Below are 14,484 nucleotides of genomic sequence, written 5' to 3'. Positions count from 1 at the left end.
AGGCCATGTACGGTGCCAAGAGCCTGGGCCGCAACAACTACCAGGTCTACGCCGCCAACGTGGACGCCGCGCAGCAGCACCAGGCCGAACTGAAGGTGCGCCTCCGCCATGCGGTGCGCAACGAGGAACTGCGCGTGTTCTACCAGCCGCAGGTGGATGCGCACAGCGAAGACATCGTCGGCATGGAGGCGCTGGTGCGCTGGGAGCATCCCGAGCTGGGCATGATCAGCCCGGGATTCTTCATTCCGCTCGCCGAGGCCAGCGGATTCATCGTTCCCATCGGGGAATGGGTGCTGCGCACCGCCTGCGCCCAGGCCAAGATCTGGGAAGACCGTTACGGCCTCGGCCTGCGCCTTGGCGTGAACCTCTCCGCGGTGCAGCTGATGCAGCCCGGCCTCGACGCCGTCGTGGCCAGCGCCCTGCGCGACACGGGACTGGCGCCCGAGCAGCTCGAACTGGAAGTGACCGAAAGCATCAGCGTGAAAACCGTGCCGCACCTGGTGGAGACGCTCGACGCGCTGCATGCCATGGGTTGCCGCATCGCCATCGACGATTTCGGCACGGGCGCGGCGTCGCTGGACTACCTTCGGCGCCTGCCGGCCGACCGGATCAAGATCGACCAGAGCTTCGTGCGCAACATCGGCGTCGATCCCGACGACGAAGCCATCGTCCGCGCCACCATCGACATGGCCCATCGCCTCAAGCGCGGCGTGGTGGCCGAAGGCGTCGAAATCGAGCAACACCTCGACTTCCTGCGCGCAAACGGCTGCGACGAATTGCAGGGCTACCTGTTCTGCCGGCCCCTGCCCACCGCCACGTTCGAGAAGCTGCTGGGAGAGCGCGAACGCCTGGTGAACGAGAGGCAGGCCATCCCCGCATCGGCAGGGTAGCTTGAGGTTGGTCCGGCTGCCCCGCATATTTTCACGGGAGGAATCCGGCAAGACGCGACTGAACTTGCGTCGCGCCGACTTGTCTCAGCTGCGCCCGCGACTGGCCCCGATAGAGTTGAGGAGACGGCCCGGATGGGCGAAAACGAATTGGATCAAGTACTTGTCGAGCGCGTGCAGCAAGGGGATCGCCGTGCGTTCGATCTGCTTGTCCGCAAGTACCAGCACAAGGTGATCGCCCTGATCTCGCGCTACGTGCACGACCGGACCGAGTGCGAGGACATCGCCCAGGATGCCTTCGTGCGCGCCTGGCGCGCCCTGGGCTCCTTCCGTGGCGAAAGCGCCTTCTATACCTGGCTCTACAAGATCGCCGTGAACACGGCCAAGAACCACCTGGTGGCCATGGGCCGCCGGCCACCCACCGGCGATATCGACATCGAGGATGCCGTATACGTGCCGGGCGCCACCCGGATGCACGAGAGTGCCACCCCCGAGCGCGAAATGATGCGGGAACAGGTGGAACAAACGGTGTTTTCCACTGTCCAAGCCCTGCCTGAGGAACTTCGGGTCGCGATCACCCTGCGCGAGGTGGAAGGCAAGAGCTACGAAGATATTGCCGCCATCATGGACTGTCCCATCGGTACCGTCCGTTCGCGTATTTTCAGGGCCCGCGAGGCCATCGACCAGAAACTGCGGCCGCTGTTGTCCGACCGCGAGGACTACAACCCATGAGCGAAGCCAATCGGGAAATCCTCTCTGCCGGCATGGACGGCGAGCTGTCGCGGGAGGAAGTCCGCTTCCTGCTGCGTCGGCTCGAAGCCGATCCGGTCCTCGCCGATACCTGGGCACGCTTCCACGTGGGCCGTGACGGCCTCCGCCATGAAGTCACGCCGCTGGCTTCCGCCGATTTCGCCAACCGCGTCATGGCGATGATCGAGGCCGAACCGGCCAGCGCCGGCATGCCGCGCCGCCGCTGGCTGCACTGGTCGGCCGGTGGCGCCATCGCGGCGAGCGTCGCGGTAGCCGCCCTGATGCTTTCGCAACCGGCCGGCAATCGCTCCACCGCCCCCGACGTCGCGCAGCGCGCCGAACTGGCGGGGGATGCCCAGGTCGCCAGCGCGCCGGCCATGCAGGCGGTCGCGCCGGTGGCGCCGCAGTGGCTCAGTGGCAACATGGCCTCCCGCTTTACCCAGAAAGCGGCGTTCGACAGTTCGAATGACGCCGGTGCCGCGGCGTACTCGTACCTGCCGCGTTCCACCCCGTACCAGATTCACCGCGCCCGGGCCGCCTCGGCACCGGAGGGCAATGGCTACATGCTGCTGATCCGTTCCGACGGCAGCCGCTACGTGCAGCCGGTAGCCGCGCCGCAGGCTCGCTGAGCCGCGCAGCATGCTTGCGCGCCGCTCATCCCGGCGCGCCTTTCCCTGGTTTGGCAACATTCGGTGCGGTCCCGGCCGCACGCGCAGCCGTGGTTAGGTAACAAAGGAGAAAATCGATGGCTCTCTGGCAAGCTCGCGCGCTCCTGGGTGGCGCGCTCTTACTGGCAGGCACGGGCGCATACGCGCAGACCCTGCCGGACTTCACCGCGGTCGTGGAGAAGAATGCTCCCGCCGTGGTCCACGTCGAGGCGAAGAGCGGCGGCCCGTCGCAGAAGGCGCGGGGCCGTCAGAATGCCATGCCGGACGACCAGGAAGAACTGCTGCGCCGGTTCTTCGGCATGCCAGGCATGCCCATGCAGCCGCGCGAGCAGACCTCGCTGGGCTCCGGCTTCATCATTTCGGCCGACGGCTATGTCCTCACGAACGACCACGTCGTCGACGATGCCGACGAGGTCAAGGTGCGCCTGCAGGACCGCCGCACCTTCACCGCGAAGGTGGTCGGCAAGGATCCGCAGTACGACATCGCCCTGCTCAAGATCGATGGCAAGTCGCTTCCCACCGTCACCATCGGCGACTCCCGGGCCGTGAAGCGCGGGCAGTGGGCGCTGGCCATCGGCTCGCCCTTCGGCCTCGATGCTACGGTCACCCACGGCATCATCAGCGCCGTGGGCCGCAACCTCGGCAGCGGCGACCAGCCGTACACCTCGTTCATCCAGACCGACGTGCCGATCAATCGCGGCAATTCCGGCGGCCCGCTGTTCAACCTGCAGGGCCAGGTGATCGGCATCAATTCGCAGATCTATTCCACGTCGGGCGGGTACCAGGGCCTGTCATTCTCGATCCCCATCGACGTGGCGATGAACGTCGTGCAGCAGATCAAGGACAAGGGCTACGTCTCGCGCGGCATGCTCGGCGTCACCGTGCAGCCGGTGGACCAGTTCGTGAAGAACCTCGACCTTCCGGACGCCAACGGCGCGCTGGTGGCGCAGGTCACGCCCGGCAGCGGCGCGGACAAGGCCGGCCTGAAGCAGGGCGACGTCATCCTCTCCTTCAACGGTACGCCGATCACGTCGTCGCCGGACCTCCCCCCGCTGGTCGGGCTGACCAAGCCCGGCTCGATCGCCAAGGTGGAGATCCTCCGCGACCACAAGAAGCAGACCGTCGACGTCAAGGTGGGCGAGATGCCGCGCGACAAGGACGCGCTGGCTTCGTCGGGCGACGACGAAGGCAGCGGCGGCGGTTCGGCGGCCGCCCTGGGCATGGCCGTGCAGGACATCGACGCCTCGGCTCGTGCGGAACTCGGCCTCAAGGCCGGGGAGGGTGTCGTGATAAGCCGGATCACCGGTCGCGCGGCAGCCAGCGCCGGCCTGCAGTCCGGCGACGTGATCCTGATGGTGAACCAGAAGCGCGTGGGCAGCGCGGCGGCCTTCCGCGACGCGGTTAAGGGCATCAAGCCGGGCGACACCGCCATGCTGCTGGTGCGCCGCGACGATTCCACCCGGTTCGTCGGGGTCACCGTGCCCAGCGACCGCTGAAGCGGCCTTCCATGCGATAATGCGGGATTCGCGCCGGCCGAGAGGGCCGGCGCGCGTCGTTCGCGCCGCGAGCGATGGTGAACGTGACCACGGCGCTCCATGGAACTCATCCGCAACTTCTCCATCATTGCCCATATCGACCACGGCAAGTCGACCCTGGCCGACCGCATCATCCAGTTGTGCGGCGGATTGTCCGAGCGCGAAATGGAAGCGCAGGTGCTGGACAACAATCCGATCGAGCGCGAGCGCGGCATCACCATCAAGGCGCAGTCCGTGTCGCTGCCGTACAAGGCGCGCGACGGCAAGACCTACCAGCTGAACTTCATCGACACCCCTGGCCACGTCGACTTCTCGTATGAAGTCAGCCGTTCGCTGTCGGCCTGCGAGGGCGCGCTGCTCGTCGTCGATGCCGCGCAAGGCGTCGAGGCGCAGTCCGTCGCCAACTGCTACACGGCGATCGAGCAAGGCCTCGAAGTCATTCCCGTGCTCAACAAGATCGACCTGCCCACGGCGGACATCGAGAAGGCCAAGGCCGAGATCGAGGCCGTGATCGGCCTGGACGCTAGCGACGCGATCCCGGTCAGCGCCAAGACCGGCCAGAACGTGATCGAAGTGCTGGAAGCGATCATCCATCGCATCCCGCCGCCGAAACCGCGCGACACGGACAAGCTCCAGGCGCTGATCATCGATTCCTGGTTCGACAATTATCTCGGCGTGGTCTCGCTCGTGCGCGTGATGCAGGGCGAGATCCGCCCCGGCGACAAGATCCTCGTCATGTCCACCGGCCGCACCCACCTGGTCGATGACGTGGGCGTGTTCACCCCGAAGCGGAAGAAGCTCGACCGTCTCGGCGCAGGCGAGGTGGGCTGGATCAACGCGTCGATCAAGGACGTGCACGGCGCGCCGGTGGGCGACACGCTCACCCACGCCGGCAAGCCGGCCGAAGAACCGCTGCCGGGCTTCCAGACCATGCAGCCGCGCGTGTTCGCGGGCCTGTTCCCTGTCTCCGCCGACGACTACCCGGCCCTGCGCGAGGCGCTGGACAAGCTGCGCCTGAACGACGCGGCGATGTTCTTCGAGCCGGAAAGCTCCGAAGCCATGGGTTTCGGCTTCCGCTGCGGCTTCCTCGGCATGCTGCACATGGAAATCGTGCAAGAGCGCCTGGAGCGCGAGTACGACCTCAACCTCATCACGACGGCGCCCACCGTCGTTTACCAGGTGGCGAAGACGGACGGTACCGTCCTCGACATGGACAATCCGGCCAAGCTGCCCCCGCCGCAGCAGATCGCCGAGATTCGCGAGCCGATCATCGTCGCCACCATCCTCACGCCGGGCGACTACGTCGGCAACGTCATCAAGCTCTGCGAGGAGAAGCGCGGCGTGCAGCGCTCCATCCAGTACCTGGCCACCCAGGTGCAGGTGACTTACGAGCTGCCGCTGGCGGAAGTCGTGCTCGACTTCTTCGACCGCCTGAAATCGGTGTCGCGCGGCTATGCTTCGATGGACTACCACCTCGAGCGATTCGACGCGGGCCCCTTCGTCCGGGTCGACATTCTTATCAACGGCGATCGCGTGGACGCGCTGAGCCTGATCGTGCATCGTTCGCATGCCGAGCGCCGCGGGCGGGAACTTGTGGAGCGCATGAAGGATCTGATCCCGCGCCAGCAGTTCGACGTGGCCATCCAGGCTGCGGTCGGCGCCGCCGTCATCGCGCGCTCGACCGTGAAGGCCCTGCGCAAGAACGTGCTTGCGAAGTGCTACGGCGGCGACGTCTCGCGCAAGAAGAAGCTGTTGGAAAAGCAGAAGGAAGGCAAGAAGCGCATGAAGCAGGTCGGTAGCGTGGAGATCCCACAGGAGGCGTTCCTGGCCGTGCTGAAGGTCGATAAATGAGTGCCGCCCCGGCGGCATGACGTTTCACCTATGGAACCCCGGCACCGGATGCGCCGGAATGGGCCTCTCGGCCCCTCGATACGACTAACGGAGTTGGCATGGCGGCATTCGATTTCTCGGCGATCCTTCTGGGCCTCACGGTCCTCTTCGGACTGGTGTGGCTGTTCGATCGTCTTTTCCTGGCGAAGGCGCGCCGCGCCCGCACGGAGGCATCCGGTACGGAGCAGCCGGAGCCCTGGCCGGTGGACTGGGCCCGCTCCCTGTTCCCGGTGATCCTGGTGGTGCTGATCCTGCGCTCATTCGTGGCCGAGCCGTTCCGGATTCCCTCCGGATCGATGATGCCCACCCTCGACGTGGGCGATTTCATCCTGGTCAACAAGTTCGCCTACGGCCTGCGCATGCCCGCCTTCAACAACAAGCTGGTGGCGAACGGTGAACCGCGCCGCGGCGATGTCGTCGTCTTCCGCTTCCCCGGCTACCTCTGCAAGGACGAAAACGGCCATACGGTCCGCAGCGGCGATCTGACCTGCCAGGATCCGCATGCGCCCGTACCGAGCGAAAACTGGATCAAGCGCGTCATCGGTCTTCCGGGCGACCGCATCGAAACGCGCGGCAGCGAGCTGTACATCAACGGCGAGCGCGTGGGCGCCGACGAGATCGGCCCGTTCAAGGGCAGCATGACGCGGCCGGAAGATCGCCTGCTGATGACCTTCGGCTCGAAGCTGTACACCGAGCACCTGGGCAGCATCAACCACACGATCGCGCTCACCCCTGCCTACAACATGCCGCAGGACATCCCCAACGCGGTAGTGCCCTCGGAGGTACCGAAGGGCTGCTACATCGTCATGGGGGACAACCGCATGAACAGCACCGACAGCCGCTGGTGGGGCTGCATGCCGGAGCAGAACCTCGTCGGAAAGGCCTTCTTCGTCTGGCTGGCATGGCGCGGCCCGGGCAACGGCTGGTTCGATTTCTCCAAGATGGGCAAGGTCATTCATTGACCGAACGGTGGCCTCCGTCACGCCGCAAGGCGTTGCGGATGCCGCCGGACAAGGTAATCTCCGCTGCGGGGCGCGTTCGCGCTCCGTACGCATTCAACGTCTCGAACAGGGGAGCCGCTCCGGCGGCGGGAATCGAACATGAAATCCAGGCAATCGGGCATTACCCTCATCGGTTTCGTCATCGTGCTGCTGGTGCTCGGCTTCTTCGCCTTCATGGCCATGAAGCTCGTCCCGGCCTATATCGAATACTTCGGCGTGAAGAAGGCCATGTCCCAGATCGCCACCAGTGGCTCCAATACCCAGGACCTCGACGGCATCCGCCGCGAGCTGATCTTCAAGATGGGCTTCCAGTACGTGGACGACGCGACGATCCAGCCCAAGGACATCACCATGGACCGCGCCAACAACGGCGCCGTCCTGCACGTCGAATACGACAAGCAGATTCCCTTCATCTACAACATCGACTTCCTCCTGCATTTCGAAAACTCGGTGCAGCTGAGGAATGCGTCCACGTAACGAGCTGTCGTGCAGTTTCCCCATTCCTTCCGTAACCCCGACCTCGCGACCCTGGCGCTGACCCATCGCAGCGCCGGGAAACCGAACAACGAGCGCCTGGAGTTCCTTGGGGACGCCCTCCTGGGCGCCACGGTGGCGGAACTGCTTTACGAGGCCCATCCGAATGCCAGCGAGGGCGAGCTTTCCCGCCTGCGCGCGCAACTGGTCAACGGCCAGGCCCTGGCCGCGATCGCCCGTGAACTGGAACTGGGCGATGTCCTGAAACTCGGGCCCGGCGAGCTGAAGAGCGGCGGTTTCCGCCGCGACTCGATCCTTGCCGACGCCTTCGAGGCCCTCGTGGCCGCCGTCTACCTGGACGACGGCTACGACGCGTGCCGCCAGGTCGTGCGCAGGCTGTTCACGCCCCGCGTGGCAGAAATCAAGCGCTCCAGCAAGGATGCGAAAACTCGTCTGCAGGAGTGGCTGCAGGGCAGGGGGCTGGCGCTCCCCGTCTACGAACTCACAGGCAGCTACGGCGAAGACCATGCCAAGGTCTTCGACGTCAGCTGCTCCATCGACGAGCCCGAGCCGATCCGCGTCGAGGGACGCGGCGGCAGCAGGCGCGCCGCCGAGCAGGACGCTGCCGAAGCGATTCTTCGCCGCCTGCTGGAAGACAAGTCATGAACGAAAACGACACCCCCGAACACGAAGAGTCCCTCGTCGACGACGATTTCCGCTGCGGCTACGTAGCCCTGGTCGGCCGTCCGAACGTCGGCAAGTCCACGCTGCTGAACTCGCTCATCGGCGTGCGCCTGAGCATCGTCAGCCATCGTCCGCAGACCACCCGGCATCGCATCCTGGGCATTTCCAGCAAACCGCAGGGCCAGATCCTCTACGTCGACACGCCGGGCCTCCATCGCGGAGGCAAGCGGGCGATGAACCGCAGTCTCAACCGCGCCGCGCGTGCCGCGATCACCGAAGTGGACCTCGCCGTGCAGGTGATCGAGGCCGGGCGCTGGACCGACGAGGACATGACCATGTACGCCGCGCTGGCGGAGCAGAAGGACATGCCGAAGCTGCTGGCGATCAACAAGGTCGACCTGCAGAAGGACAAGGCGGCCATGCTGCCCTTCGTCGCCGACCTGATGCAGAAGCATCCCTTCGACGACGTTTATTACGTGAGCGCGCTGAAGTCGAAAGGGCTTTCCGGCCTGGAGAAGGGCATCCTGAAGCGCCTGCCCGAGCAGCCGGCCATCTACGGCGAAGACGAGATCACCGATCGCAGCGAGCGCTTCCTCGCCGCGGAGATGGTCCGCGAACAGCTGATGCTGCGCCTGGACCAGGAACTGCCTTACGCCACCACCGTGGAGATCGAGCGCTTCGAGGACCGTCCCGACGGCGTCGCCGAGATCCATGCGGTGATCTGGGTGGAACGCGACGGCCAGAAGGCCATCGTCATCGGCAACGCCGGGGCCCAGCTCAAGGCCATTGGCACCTCCGCGCGCCGGCAGATGGAGAACCTGTTCGAGCGCAAGGTTTTCCTGAAACTATGGGTGAAGGTCCGCGAAGGCTGGGCCGACGACGAAAACCTGCTCAAGCGTTTCGGTTACGAATAAGCCTCCGGGGCGCCGCCAGCGATGCGCGTCGAGCAACAGCCTGCCTTCGTCCTGCACGCCCGGCCGTACCGGGAAACCTCGTTGCTGGTCGAATGCCTGACCCGGGACCATGGCCGTATCGGCGTGGTCGCCCGCGGGGTGCGAAAGGAGCGTGCACGGCTGCAGCGGGCGCAACTGGAACCGTTCCAGCGGGTTGAACTGGATCTGCTGATGAAGGGCGAGCTGGCGACGCTGCGCGCTGCCGAGTCGTCCGGCCCGGTATCGCGGCTTATCGGCGATGCCGGCCTTGCCGGGCTCTATCTCAACGAACTGGTGGTACGCCTGACCGGGCGGCAAGACCCGAACCCCGAGTTGTTCGGGCTCTACGAACGAACCCTGCAGCGCATGGCCGCCGGCGAGCCGCTCGCCTGGACCCTGCGCCGGTTCGAGCGCGACATGCTGGATTCGCTCGGCTACGCCCTGCAGCTGGATATCGATGCGCTGGACGGCGCGCCGCTCGATCCCGCTGCCACGTACTTCTACGACCCGGAGTCCGGGGCCATGCCCGGCCGTGCCGGCGACCCCCGCGCGATCCGCGGCGCCGACCTGCTGGCCCTGGCGGAAGACCGTTCCCCCGACACCGCCGGTCTCGCGGCGCTGCGCCGCATGATGCGCCAGGTCATCGCTTTCCACCTCGGCGGCGGCGAACTCAGGGCCTGGCGCGTACTGAGGTAGGAGCGCGCAACGCGCGCGACAGCTTTCGCGAGGAGCAGTTGGCCCTGTTGTTCACGGCCTCAAAGGCGTCGCGCGCAGGGCGCGCTCCTACACGGATGGGGGGAGGGCCCTGAGCGCCGCATCCAGCTCGGCGCGGAAACGGGCGAGCGCTTCGGGGACGACGGCGCGTGTTTCGCGCACGTGGCCCTGCAGCACCTTGGCCTGTACGCCCAGGCGCATCGCCCCGCAGAAGCCGCAGGCGGAGCGCAACCGGTGCAGGCGCTCCACGAGTTCCGCCGGTTCGTTCGCAAGGATCGCCAGTGCCGCGGAGAACTCGGTGAGTTCGATACGGAGGAGCTGGCGCAAGGCCTGCATCGTGCGTGCGTCGCCCGCGGCGGTCAGGCCGGCGTCGTCGTCGAGGATCCGCAGCTCGCCTTCGATGCCCAGGGTTGCCGAGAGCGCCTCTACGAGCGACGCGATGCGGCACGGCTTTTCGATGACGCCGGCGAAGCCGGCCTTAAGTAATTCCGTACGCAGGGCGGCGGGTACCTCGGCGCTCGTGGCCAACGCGACGGACTCGCGCGACGCGGCACCCGGTTCCCGGCGCAGCGCCGACAGTACCTCGACCGCTCCCGCGCGCGGCATCCGGCAGTCGAGGAGCAGGGCGTCGAAACGCGTGGTGCGCGCCGCTTCCAGCGCCTCCGCGCCATCCTCGGCCAGCGCGACGGCGTAGCCGTGGCCGGCGAGAGCGCCGGCAAGGAACTGCCGGGTGGACGGGTCGTCGTCGGCGACAAGCAGCTGGCGTTTAGTGTCCTGCGACATAGTAACGTTCCGTGTCGTTCATCTGGATTTGGCAGAATGGCCGAGCATGCTCCCCGTATCAACCCGTGCGCTCGCGCTGATCCTCACCGCCCTGACGGCCATCGTCTGGGCCGGAGGCGTGTGCGCGGGGGTATCGATAGAGGCCGACACGATCAGCCTGCCCGGGATGCAGATGAGCGGCATGCAAGCCGACATCGATCCGGCCGGCGACGGCAAGGGCCTGGACGTGAAGCTGTCGGCGGACCGGGCCGACATGCCGGCGCTGGGATGGCGCAAGCTCGGCCTGCGGCTTGATGGCACGCTCGACCGCGACGAACTGGGACGCTGGGTCTTCGATGGCGCGGTGCGCCTCCGTGGCGCGCCCGGTGGGGCGCTGGGCAACGCCAGCGTCCACATGGTCGCCGACGAGGCGGCCAATACCCTCGAGGTGTCGCTGAGCCAGGACAAGTCGCTCGCCAAGGTGGCCTTGCCGATGGACCAGCCCAGCCATGCGCAGATCACCCTCACCGGACTGCCCTCGGGCTGGTTGCAAGGCCTGCTGTCTACCGTCTGGCCAGGCCGTGCCACCACCGGCCGCGTCGATGCGGACCTCGCGCTCGACGTGCTCGACAGCGGTGTGCAGGCCGCCGGCCAGTTCGCCTTGAACGGCGTCGGCTTCGACAGCCCTGGCGGGAAGCTGGCCGGGCAGGGCGTAACCGGCAGCGGGAGGCTGGGCATCGACAGCCAGGCCGACGGTACGTCGATCGATCTGGACGCCTCGCTGCACGGCGGCGGTCTCCTGCTGGGCTCGCTCTACGCCGATCTTCCCGATCACGCCGTGCAGCTCTCGCTCGGGGCTCGCGCGAAGAAGGGCGAGCTGAGCATCCGCCGCCTGCGCATGACCGACCCCGATGCCCTGCAGCTCGAAGGCGAGCTGGGCTTCGCGGCCAACGGCGACCTGTCGAACCTGCGCCTGGATCGCTTCAACGCGCGCCTTCCCGCCGCCTACTCCCGCTACGGGAAAGGCTTGCTGCGAACCCTCGGCGTCGACGCGCTCGAAGCGAAAGGCGACGTGGCCGGACACGTCATCGTGGAGGGCGGTGCGCTCAAGGCGTTCGCCCTGCAGACGAGCGACCTCGACCTGTCCTTGCCGGGTGGGCAACTGGGAATCGATGGCCTGCACGGGGCGCTCGACTGGAGCGCCACCGAGAACCGTCCGCCCACCCGGCTCGGCTGGCGCGCGCTGCAGCTCTATCGCATTCCCAATGGCGCCGCGGATGCGTCGTGGCGCAGCACCGGCGGCGTCCTGAAGCTGGAGAAGCCGTTCGCGATCCCCGTACTCGACGGCCAGTTGCGCGTGCTAGGCATGAGCCTGCGTCCGGCGGCGGCGAGCGGCGAACGCCTGCAGACTTCGCTGGCGCTGACCGAGATCGACATGGCGGCCTTCTGCCGCGCGCTCGGCTGGCCCGAGTTCCAGGGCAAGCTCGGCGGCGCCATGCCGTCGCTGCGTTACGTCGACGATCGCGTGGAACTGGCCGGCGGTCTTTCCCTCAACGTCTTCGACGGCTTCGTCGACATCACCGGCATGACCCTCGCACAGCCCTTCGGACCGGCGCCGGTCCTGAGCGGCGATATCGCGCTGCGTCAGCTCGACCTGTCCCTCCTGACCTCGGTGTTCGACTTCGGGAACATCACCGGCCGTCTCCGCGGGACCATCGATGGCCTGCGGCTGGTGGCCTGGGCGCCGGTGGCCTTCAAGGCCGACCTGCTCGCCGACCAGGGCGGGCGAATCAGCCAGAAGGCGGTCAACAACCTCACTTCGGTAGGCGGAGGCGGTATCGCCGGCGGCCTGCAGGGCACCATGCTGAAGCTGTTCAAGACCTTCGGCTACAAACGGATCGGGTTGTCCTGCACGCTCAAAAACGATGTCTGCAGCATGGGCGGGCTCGGCCCGGCGAAAGACGGCTACGCTATCGTGGAGGGCAGCGGCCTGCCGCACCTGTCCGTGCTAGGACACCAGCGCGAAGTGGACTGGCCTACCTTGGTCCGCCGGCTCAGGACGGCGACGGAAGGCGATGGACCGGTCGTTCGCTGAGGCATGCAGGAACGCGCCCTGGCGCGGAAGGCCAACGAAGCGGTGAGACCGCTGCTGGAAACCGGAGGAAGGTTAATGCGCAAACTATTGATATTCATGGCAACCCTGATGGTGCTGGCCGGCTGTGTCACCATCAACGTCTACTTCCCGGAAGCGGCGGCACAAAAGGCTGCCGACCAATTCATCGGCAACGTGCTTGACGAAAGCGGAGCCGCCCAGCCCGCCTCCGACAAGGAGGCCAAGCCAGCTACGCCACCCGGCAGGCAGCCTTCGGCATCGCTGCTCGACCTGGTCATCCCGGCGGCCCACGCCGCGGAATCCCCGGACATCCGCATCAGCACGCCGGAAACGGAGGCCATCCGTGCACGCATGAAGGCACGCTTCGGCGGACAGCTGAAAGCGCTCTTCGACAGTGGCGCGGTGGGCTTCACCGCCGACGGCCTCGTCGCGGTGCGCGATGCCTCGGCCTTGCCGCTGGACCAGCGCTCGCAGGCCGATGGCCTGGTCCGCCAGGAAAACAGCGACCGCGACGCGCTGTATCGCGCGGTCGCCACGGCCAACGGCCACCCCGAATGGGAAGCGCAGATCCGCAAGACCTTCGCCGAGGGCTGGGTCCAGCGGGCACCGCCGGGCTGGTATTATCGCGATGCCTCGGGCGCCTGGAAGCGCAAGTAAAGGCACCTCTGATGTTTCCGTGGGAAGCGCGCTGGCGCGCGAACGGGTCTAGCCGCGAGCACCCGTTCGCGCGCCAGCGTGCTTCCCACATCACGTTTTTGAGCGCATGACCGAATTCGAAGCCACCATCACCGACCTCAGCCACGACGGCCGGGGCGTCGCCCGCATCGACAACAAGGCCACCTTCGTCTCCGGCGCGTTGCCGGGCGAGCGCGTGCTGCTGAAGTACCGCAAGCGTCATCGCAACTATGACGATGCCGAGGTCGTTCGCATCCTCGAGGCTTCTCCGGAGCGCGTGGAACCCTTGTGCCGGCACTTCGGCCAGTGCAGCGGCTGCTCCCTCCAGCACCTGGCGCCCGCGGCGCAGATTGCCGCGAAGCAGCGCGTGCTGGCCGAGAACTTCGAACGGATCGGCAAGGTGACGCCGGAGACGTGGCTGCCGCCGCTGGTGGACCAGCCCTGGGCCTATCGCCGCAAGGGGCGCTTCTCCGTGCGCTATGTCGCCAAGAAGGAGCGCGTGCTCGTGGGCTTCCGCGAGGAATCCAACCCGCGCTTCGTGGCCGACATCGACGTTTGCGAGGTCATCCATCCGGCGCTCGGTCCGAAGGTAGGCCTGCTGGCCACGCTCATCGGCGGGCTCGATGCCGCGCGCGACATTCCCCAGGTGGAGTTCGCGGCCGGCGACGACACCGTGGCCCTCGTCTTCCGCCACCTGCAGCCTTTGTCCGCGCGCGATCGCGAGGCTTTGGCCGCTTTCGGCAAGGAACACGGCCTCGCCATCTACCTCCAGCCCGGCAACCACAGCAGCGTGCACCCCCTCTGGCCGGAAGCGCCGCGCCTGGCCTTCGCGATACCCGCGGACAACGTGGAACTCGAATTCCTTCCGCTCGACTTCGTGCAGGTGAACGCGGGAATGAACCAGCGCATGCTGGCGCGCACGCTCGAACTGCTCGACCTCCGGTCGAGCGATCGCGTGCTCGACCTCTTCTGCGGCCTCGGCAACTTCACGCTGCCGATCGCGCGTCATGCCGCGGAAGTGGTCGGCGTGGAAGGCGAACACGGCCTGGTGGAACGCGCCGCGGCGAATGCCGCGCGCAACGGCCTCGGCAACGCCTCGTTCCGCGTCGCTAATCTCTTCGACGACCAGCGCACGGAATCCTGGGCCACGCAATCGTGGGACAAGATCCTCCTCGATCCGCCGCGTGCCGGTGCCGACAAGGTGCTGGAGTACCTGCCGCGCAAGGGCACGAATCGCATCGTTTACGTGTCCTGCCATCCGGGATCGCTGGCGCGCGACGCGGGTATCCTCGTCGCGAAGCACGGCTTCCGGCTCGTATCCGCCGGGGTGATGGACATGTTCCCGCACACCGCGCACGTCGAATCCATCGCGTTGTTCGAGCGCGGCTGACGGAGACCC

14 protein-coding genes are annotated in these 14,484 nt (G+C 66.8%); 13 read left to right on the top strand and 1 reads right to left on the bottom strand.

From position 1 onward, the window contains the following. The 10 genes from ACR9ZH_RS10390 to recO all read left to right on the top strand — a co-directional run. Positions 1 to 890: putative bifunctional diguanylate cyclase/phosphodiesterase (locus ACR9ZH_RS10390; protein WP_481290686.1), on the top strand; the 890-nt coding region annotated here is incomplete at its 5' end. 132 nt (positions 891 to 1,022) lie between these two features. Next, positions 1,023 to 1,619, top strand: coding sequence for an RNA polymerase sigma factor RpoE (gene rpoE, locus ACR9ZH_RS10385; protein ID WP_481290685.1), 597 nt, complete (start codon positions 1,023 to 1,025; stop codon positions 1,617 to 1,619). Beyond that, positions 1,616 to 2,266: a sigma-E factor negative regulatory protein gene (locus ACR9ZH_RS10380; protein WP_481290684.1), complete on the top strand. Its 651-nt coding sequence runs from the start codon at positions 1,616 to 1,618 to the stop codon at positions 2,264 to 2,266. The genes rpoE and ACR9ZH_RS10380 overlap by 4 nt, the downstream gene beginning before the upstream one ends. A gap of 116 nt (positions 2,267 to 2,382) precedes the next feature. Further along, positions 2,383 to 3,801 (top strand): DegQ family serine endoprotease, encoded by a 1,419-nt coding sequence (locus tag ACR9ZH_RS10375; protein WP_481290683.1) that lies wholly within the window; start codon positions 2,383 to 2,385, stop codon positions 3,799 to 3,801. A 99-nt stretch (positions 3,802 to 3,900) separates the two neighbouring features. Continuing rightward, positions 3,901 to 5,691, top strand: a complete 1,791-nt coding sequence (gene lepA / locus ACR9ZH_RS10370) for a translation elongation factor 4 (RefSeq protein WP_481290682.1) — start codon at positions 3,901 to 3,903, stop codon at positions 5,689 to 5,691. A 98-nt stretch (positions 5,692 to 5,789) separates the two neighbouring features. Continuing rightward, the gene (gene lepB / locus ACR9ZH_RS10365) at positions 5,790 to 6,692 is read left to right on the top strand and encodes a signal peptidase I (RefSeq protein ID WP_481290681.1); all 903 of its coding nucleotides are present in this window, start codon (positions 5,790 to 5,792) and stop codon (positions 6,690 to 6,692) included. 138 nt (positions 6,693 to 6,830) lie between these two features. Then, entirely contained in the window at positions 6,831 to 7,208 is a 378-nt protein-coding gene (locus tag ACR9ZH_RS10360) for a DUF4845 domain-containing protein (protein WP_481290680.1), read from the top strand. Between the two features lie 9 nt (positions 7,209 to 7,217). After that, positions 7,218 to 7,871, top strand: coding sequence for a ribonuclease III (gene rnc / locus ACR9ZH_RS10355; RefSeq protein WP_481290679.1), 654 nt, complete (start codon positions 7,218 to 7,220; stop codon positions 7,869 to 7,871). Further along, on the top strand, positions 7,868 to 8,803 hold the full coding sequence (gene era, locus ACR9ZH_RS10350; protein WP_481290678.1) for a GTPase Era: 936 nt from the start codon (positions 7,868 to 7,870) through the stop codon (positions 8,801 to 8,803). Before rnc ends, era begins: the two co-directional genes overlap by 4 nt. 21 nt (positions 8,804 to 8,824) lie before the next feature. Next, positions 8,825 to 9,517 (top strand): DNA repair protein RecO, encoded by a 693-nt coding sequence (recO, locus tag ACR9ZH_RS10345; RefSeq protein WP_481290677.1) that lies wholly within the window; start codon positions 8,825 to 8,827, stop codon positions 9,515 to 9,517. 87 nt (positions 9,518 to 9,604) lie between these two features. On the opposite strand, the gene ACR9ZH_RS10340 is transcribed toward recO, so the two are convergent. Then, a complete protein-coding gene (locus ACR9ZH_RS10340; RefSeq protein WP_481290676.1) occupies positions 9,605 to 10,318 on the bottom strand; it encodes a response regulator in 714 nt (237 codons plus the stop codon). Positions 10,319 to 10,364: 46 nt separating this feature from the next. Between ACR9ZH_RS10340 and ACR9ZH_RS10335 the strand changes: the two genes are divergently transcribed. From ACR9ZH_RS10335 to rlmD, 3 genes are all read left to right on the top strand, one after another. Further along, positions 10,365 to 12,392, top strand: coding sequence for a translocation/assembly module TamB domain-containing protein (locus ACR9ZH_RS10335; protein WP_481290675.1), 2,028 nt, complete (start codon positions 10,365 to 10,367; stop codon positions 12,390 to 12,392). 75 nt (positions 12,393 to 12,467) lie between these two features. Further along, positions 12,468 to 13,067, top strand: coding sequence for a YdbL family probable chaperone protein (locus tag ACR9ZH_RS10330; protein WP_481290674.1), 600 nt, complete (start codon positions 12,468 to 12,470; stop codon positions 13,065 to 13,067). 106 nt (positions 13,068 to 13,173) lie between these two features. Next, entirely contained in the window at positions 13,174 to 14,475 is a 1,302-nt protein-coding gene (gene rlmD, locus ACR9ZH_RS10325) for a 23S rRNA (uracil(1939)-C(5))-methyltransferase RlmD (RefSeq protein WP_481290673.1), read from the top strand. The last annotated feature ends 9 nt before the right edge of the window (positions 14,476 to 14,484 follow it).

Source organism: Luteibacter sp. SVR4-7G (assembly GCF_056755555.1).
Note: the sequence above shows the minus strand (reverse complement) of the source record. Positions and strands in the feature narration are given on the sequence as shown.

Coding starts and splice junctions, on each gene's coding strand:
- rpoE (WP_481290685.1), top strand. CDS start 1,023: ATGGGCGAAAACGAATTGGATCAAGTACTTGTCGAGCGCGTGCAGCAA.
- ACR9ZH_RS10380 (WP_481290684.1), top strand. CDS start 1,616: ATGAGCGAAGCCAATCGGGAAATCCTCTCTGCCGGCATGGACGGCGAG.
- ACR9ZH_RS10335 (WP_481290675.1), top strand. CDS start 10,365: ATGCTCCCCGTATCAACCCGTGCGCTCGCGCTGATCCTCACCGCCCTG.
- rlmD (WP_481290673.1), top strand. CDS start 13,174: ATGACCGAATTCGAAGCCACCATCACCGACCTCAGCCACGACGGCCGG.
- recO (WP_481290677.1), top strand. CDS start 8,825: ATGCGCGTCGAGCAACAGCCTGCCTTCGTCCTGCACGCCCGGCCGTAC.
- era (WP_481290678.1), top strand. CDS start 7,868: ATGAACGAAAACGACACCCCCGAACACGAAGAGTCCCTCGTCGACGAC.
- ACR9ZH_RS10375 (WP_481290683.1), top strand. CDS start 2,383: ATGGCTCTCTGGCAAGCTCGCGCGCTCCTGGGTGGCGCGCTCTTACTG.
- lepA (WP_481290682.1), top strand. CDS start 3,901: ATGGAACTCATCCGCAACTTCTCCATCATTGCCCATATCGACCACGGC.
- ACR9ZH_RS10360 (WP_481290680.1), top strand. CDS start 6,831: ATGAAATCCAGGCAATCGGGCATTACCCTCATCGGTTTCGTCATCGTG.
- ACR9ZH_RS10330 (WP_481290674.1), top strand. CDS start 12,468: ATGCGCAAACTATTGATATTCATGGCAACCCTGATGGTGCTGGCCGGC.
- ACR9ZH_RS10340 (WP_481290676.1), bottom strand. CDS start 10,318: ATGTCGCAGGACACTAAACGCCAGCTGCTTGTCGCCGACGACGACCCG.
- lepB (WP_481290681.1), top strand. CDS start 5,790: ATGGCGGCATTCGATTTCTCGGCGATCCTTCTGGGCCTCACGGTCCTC.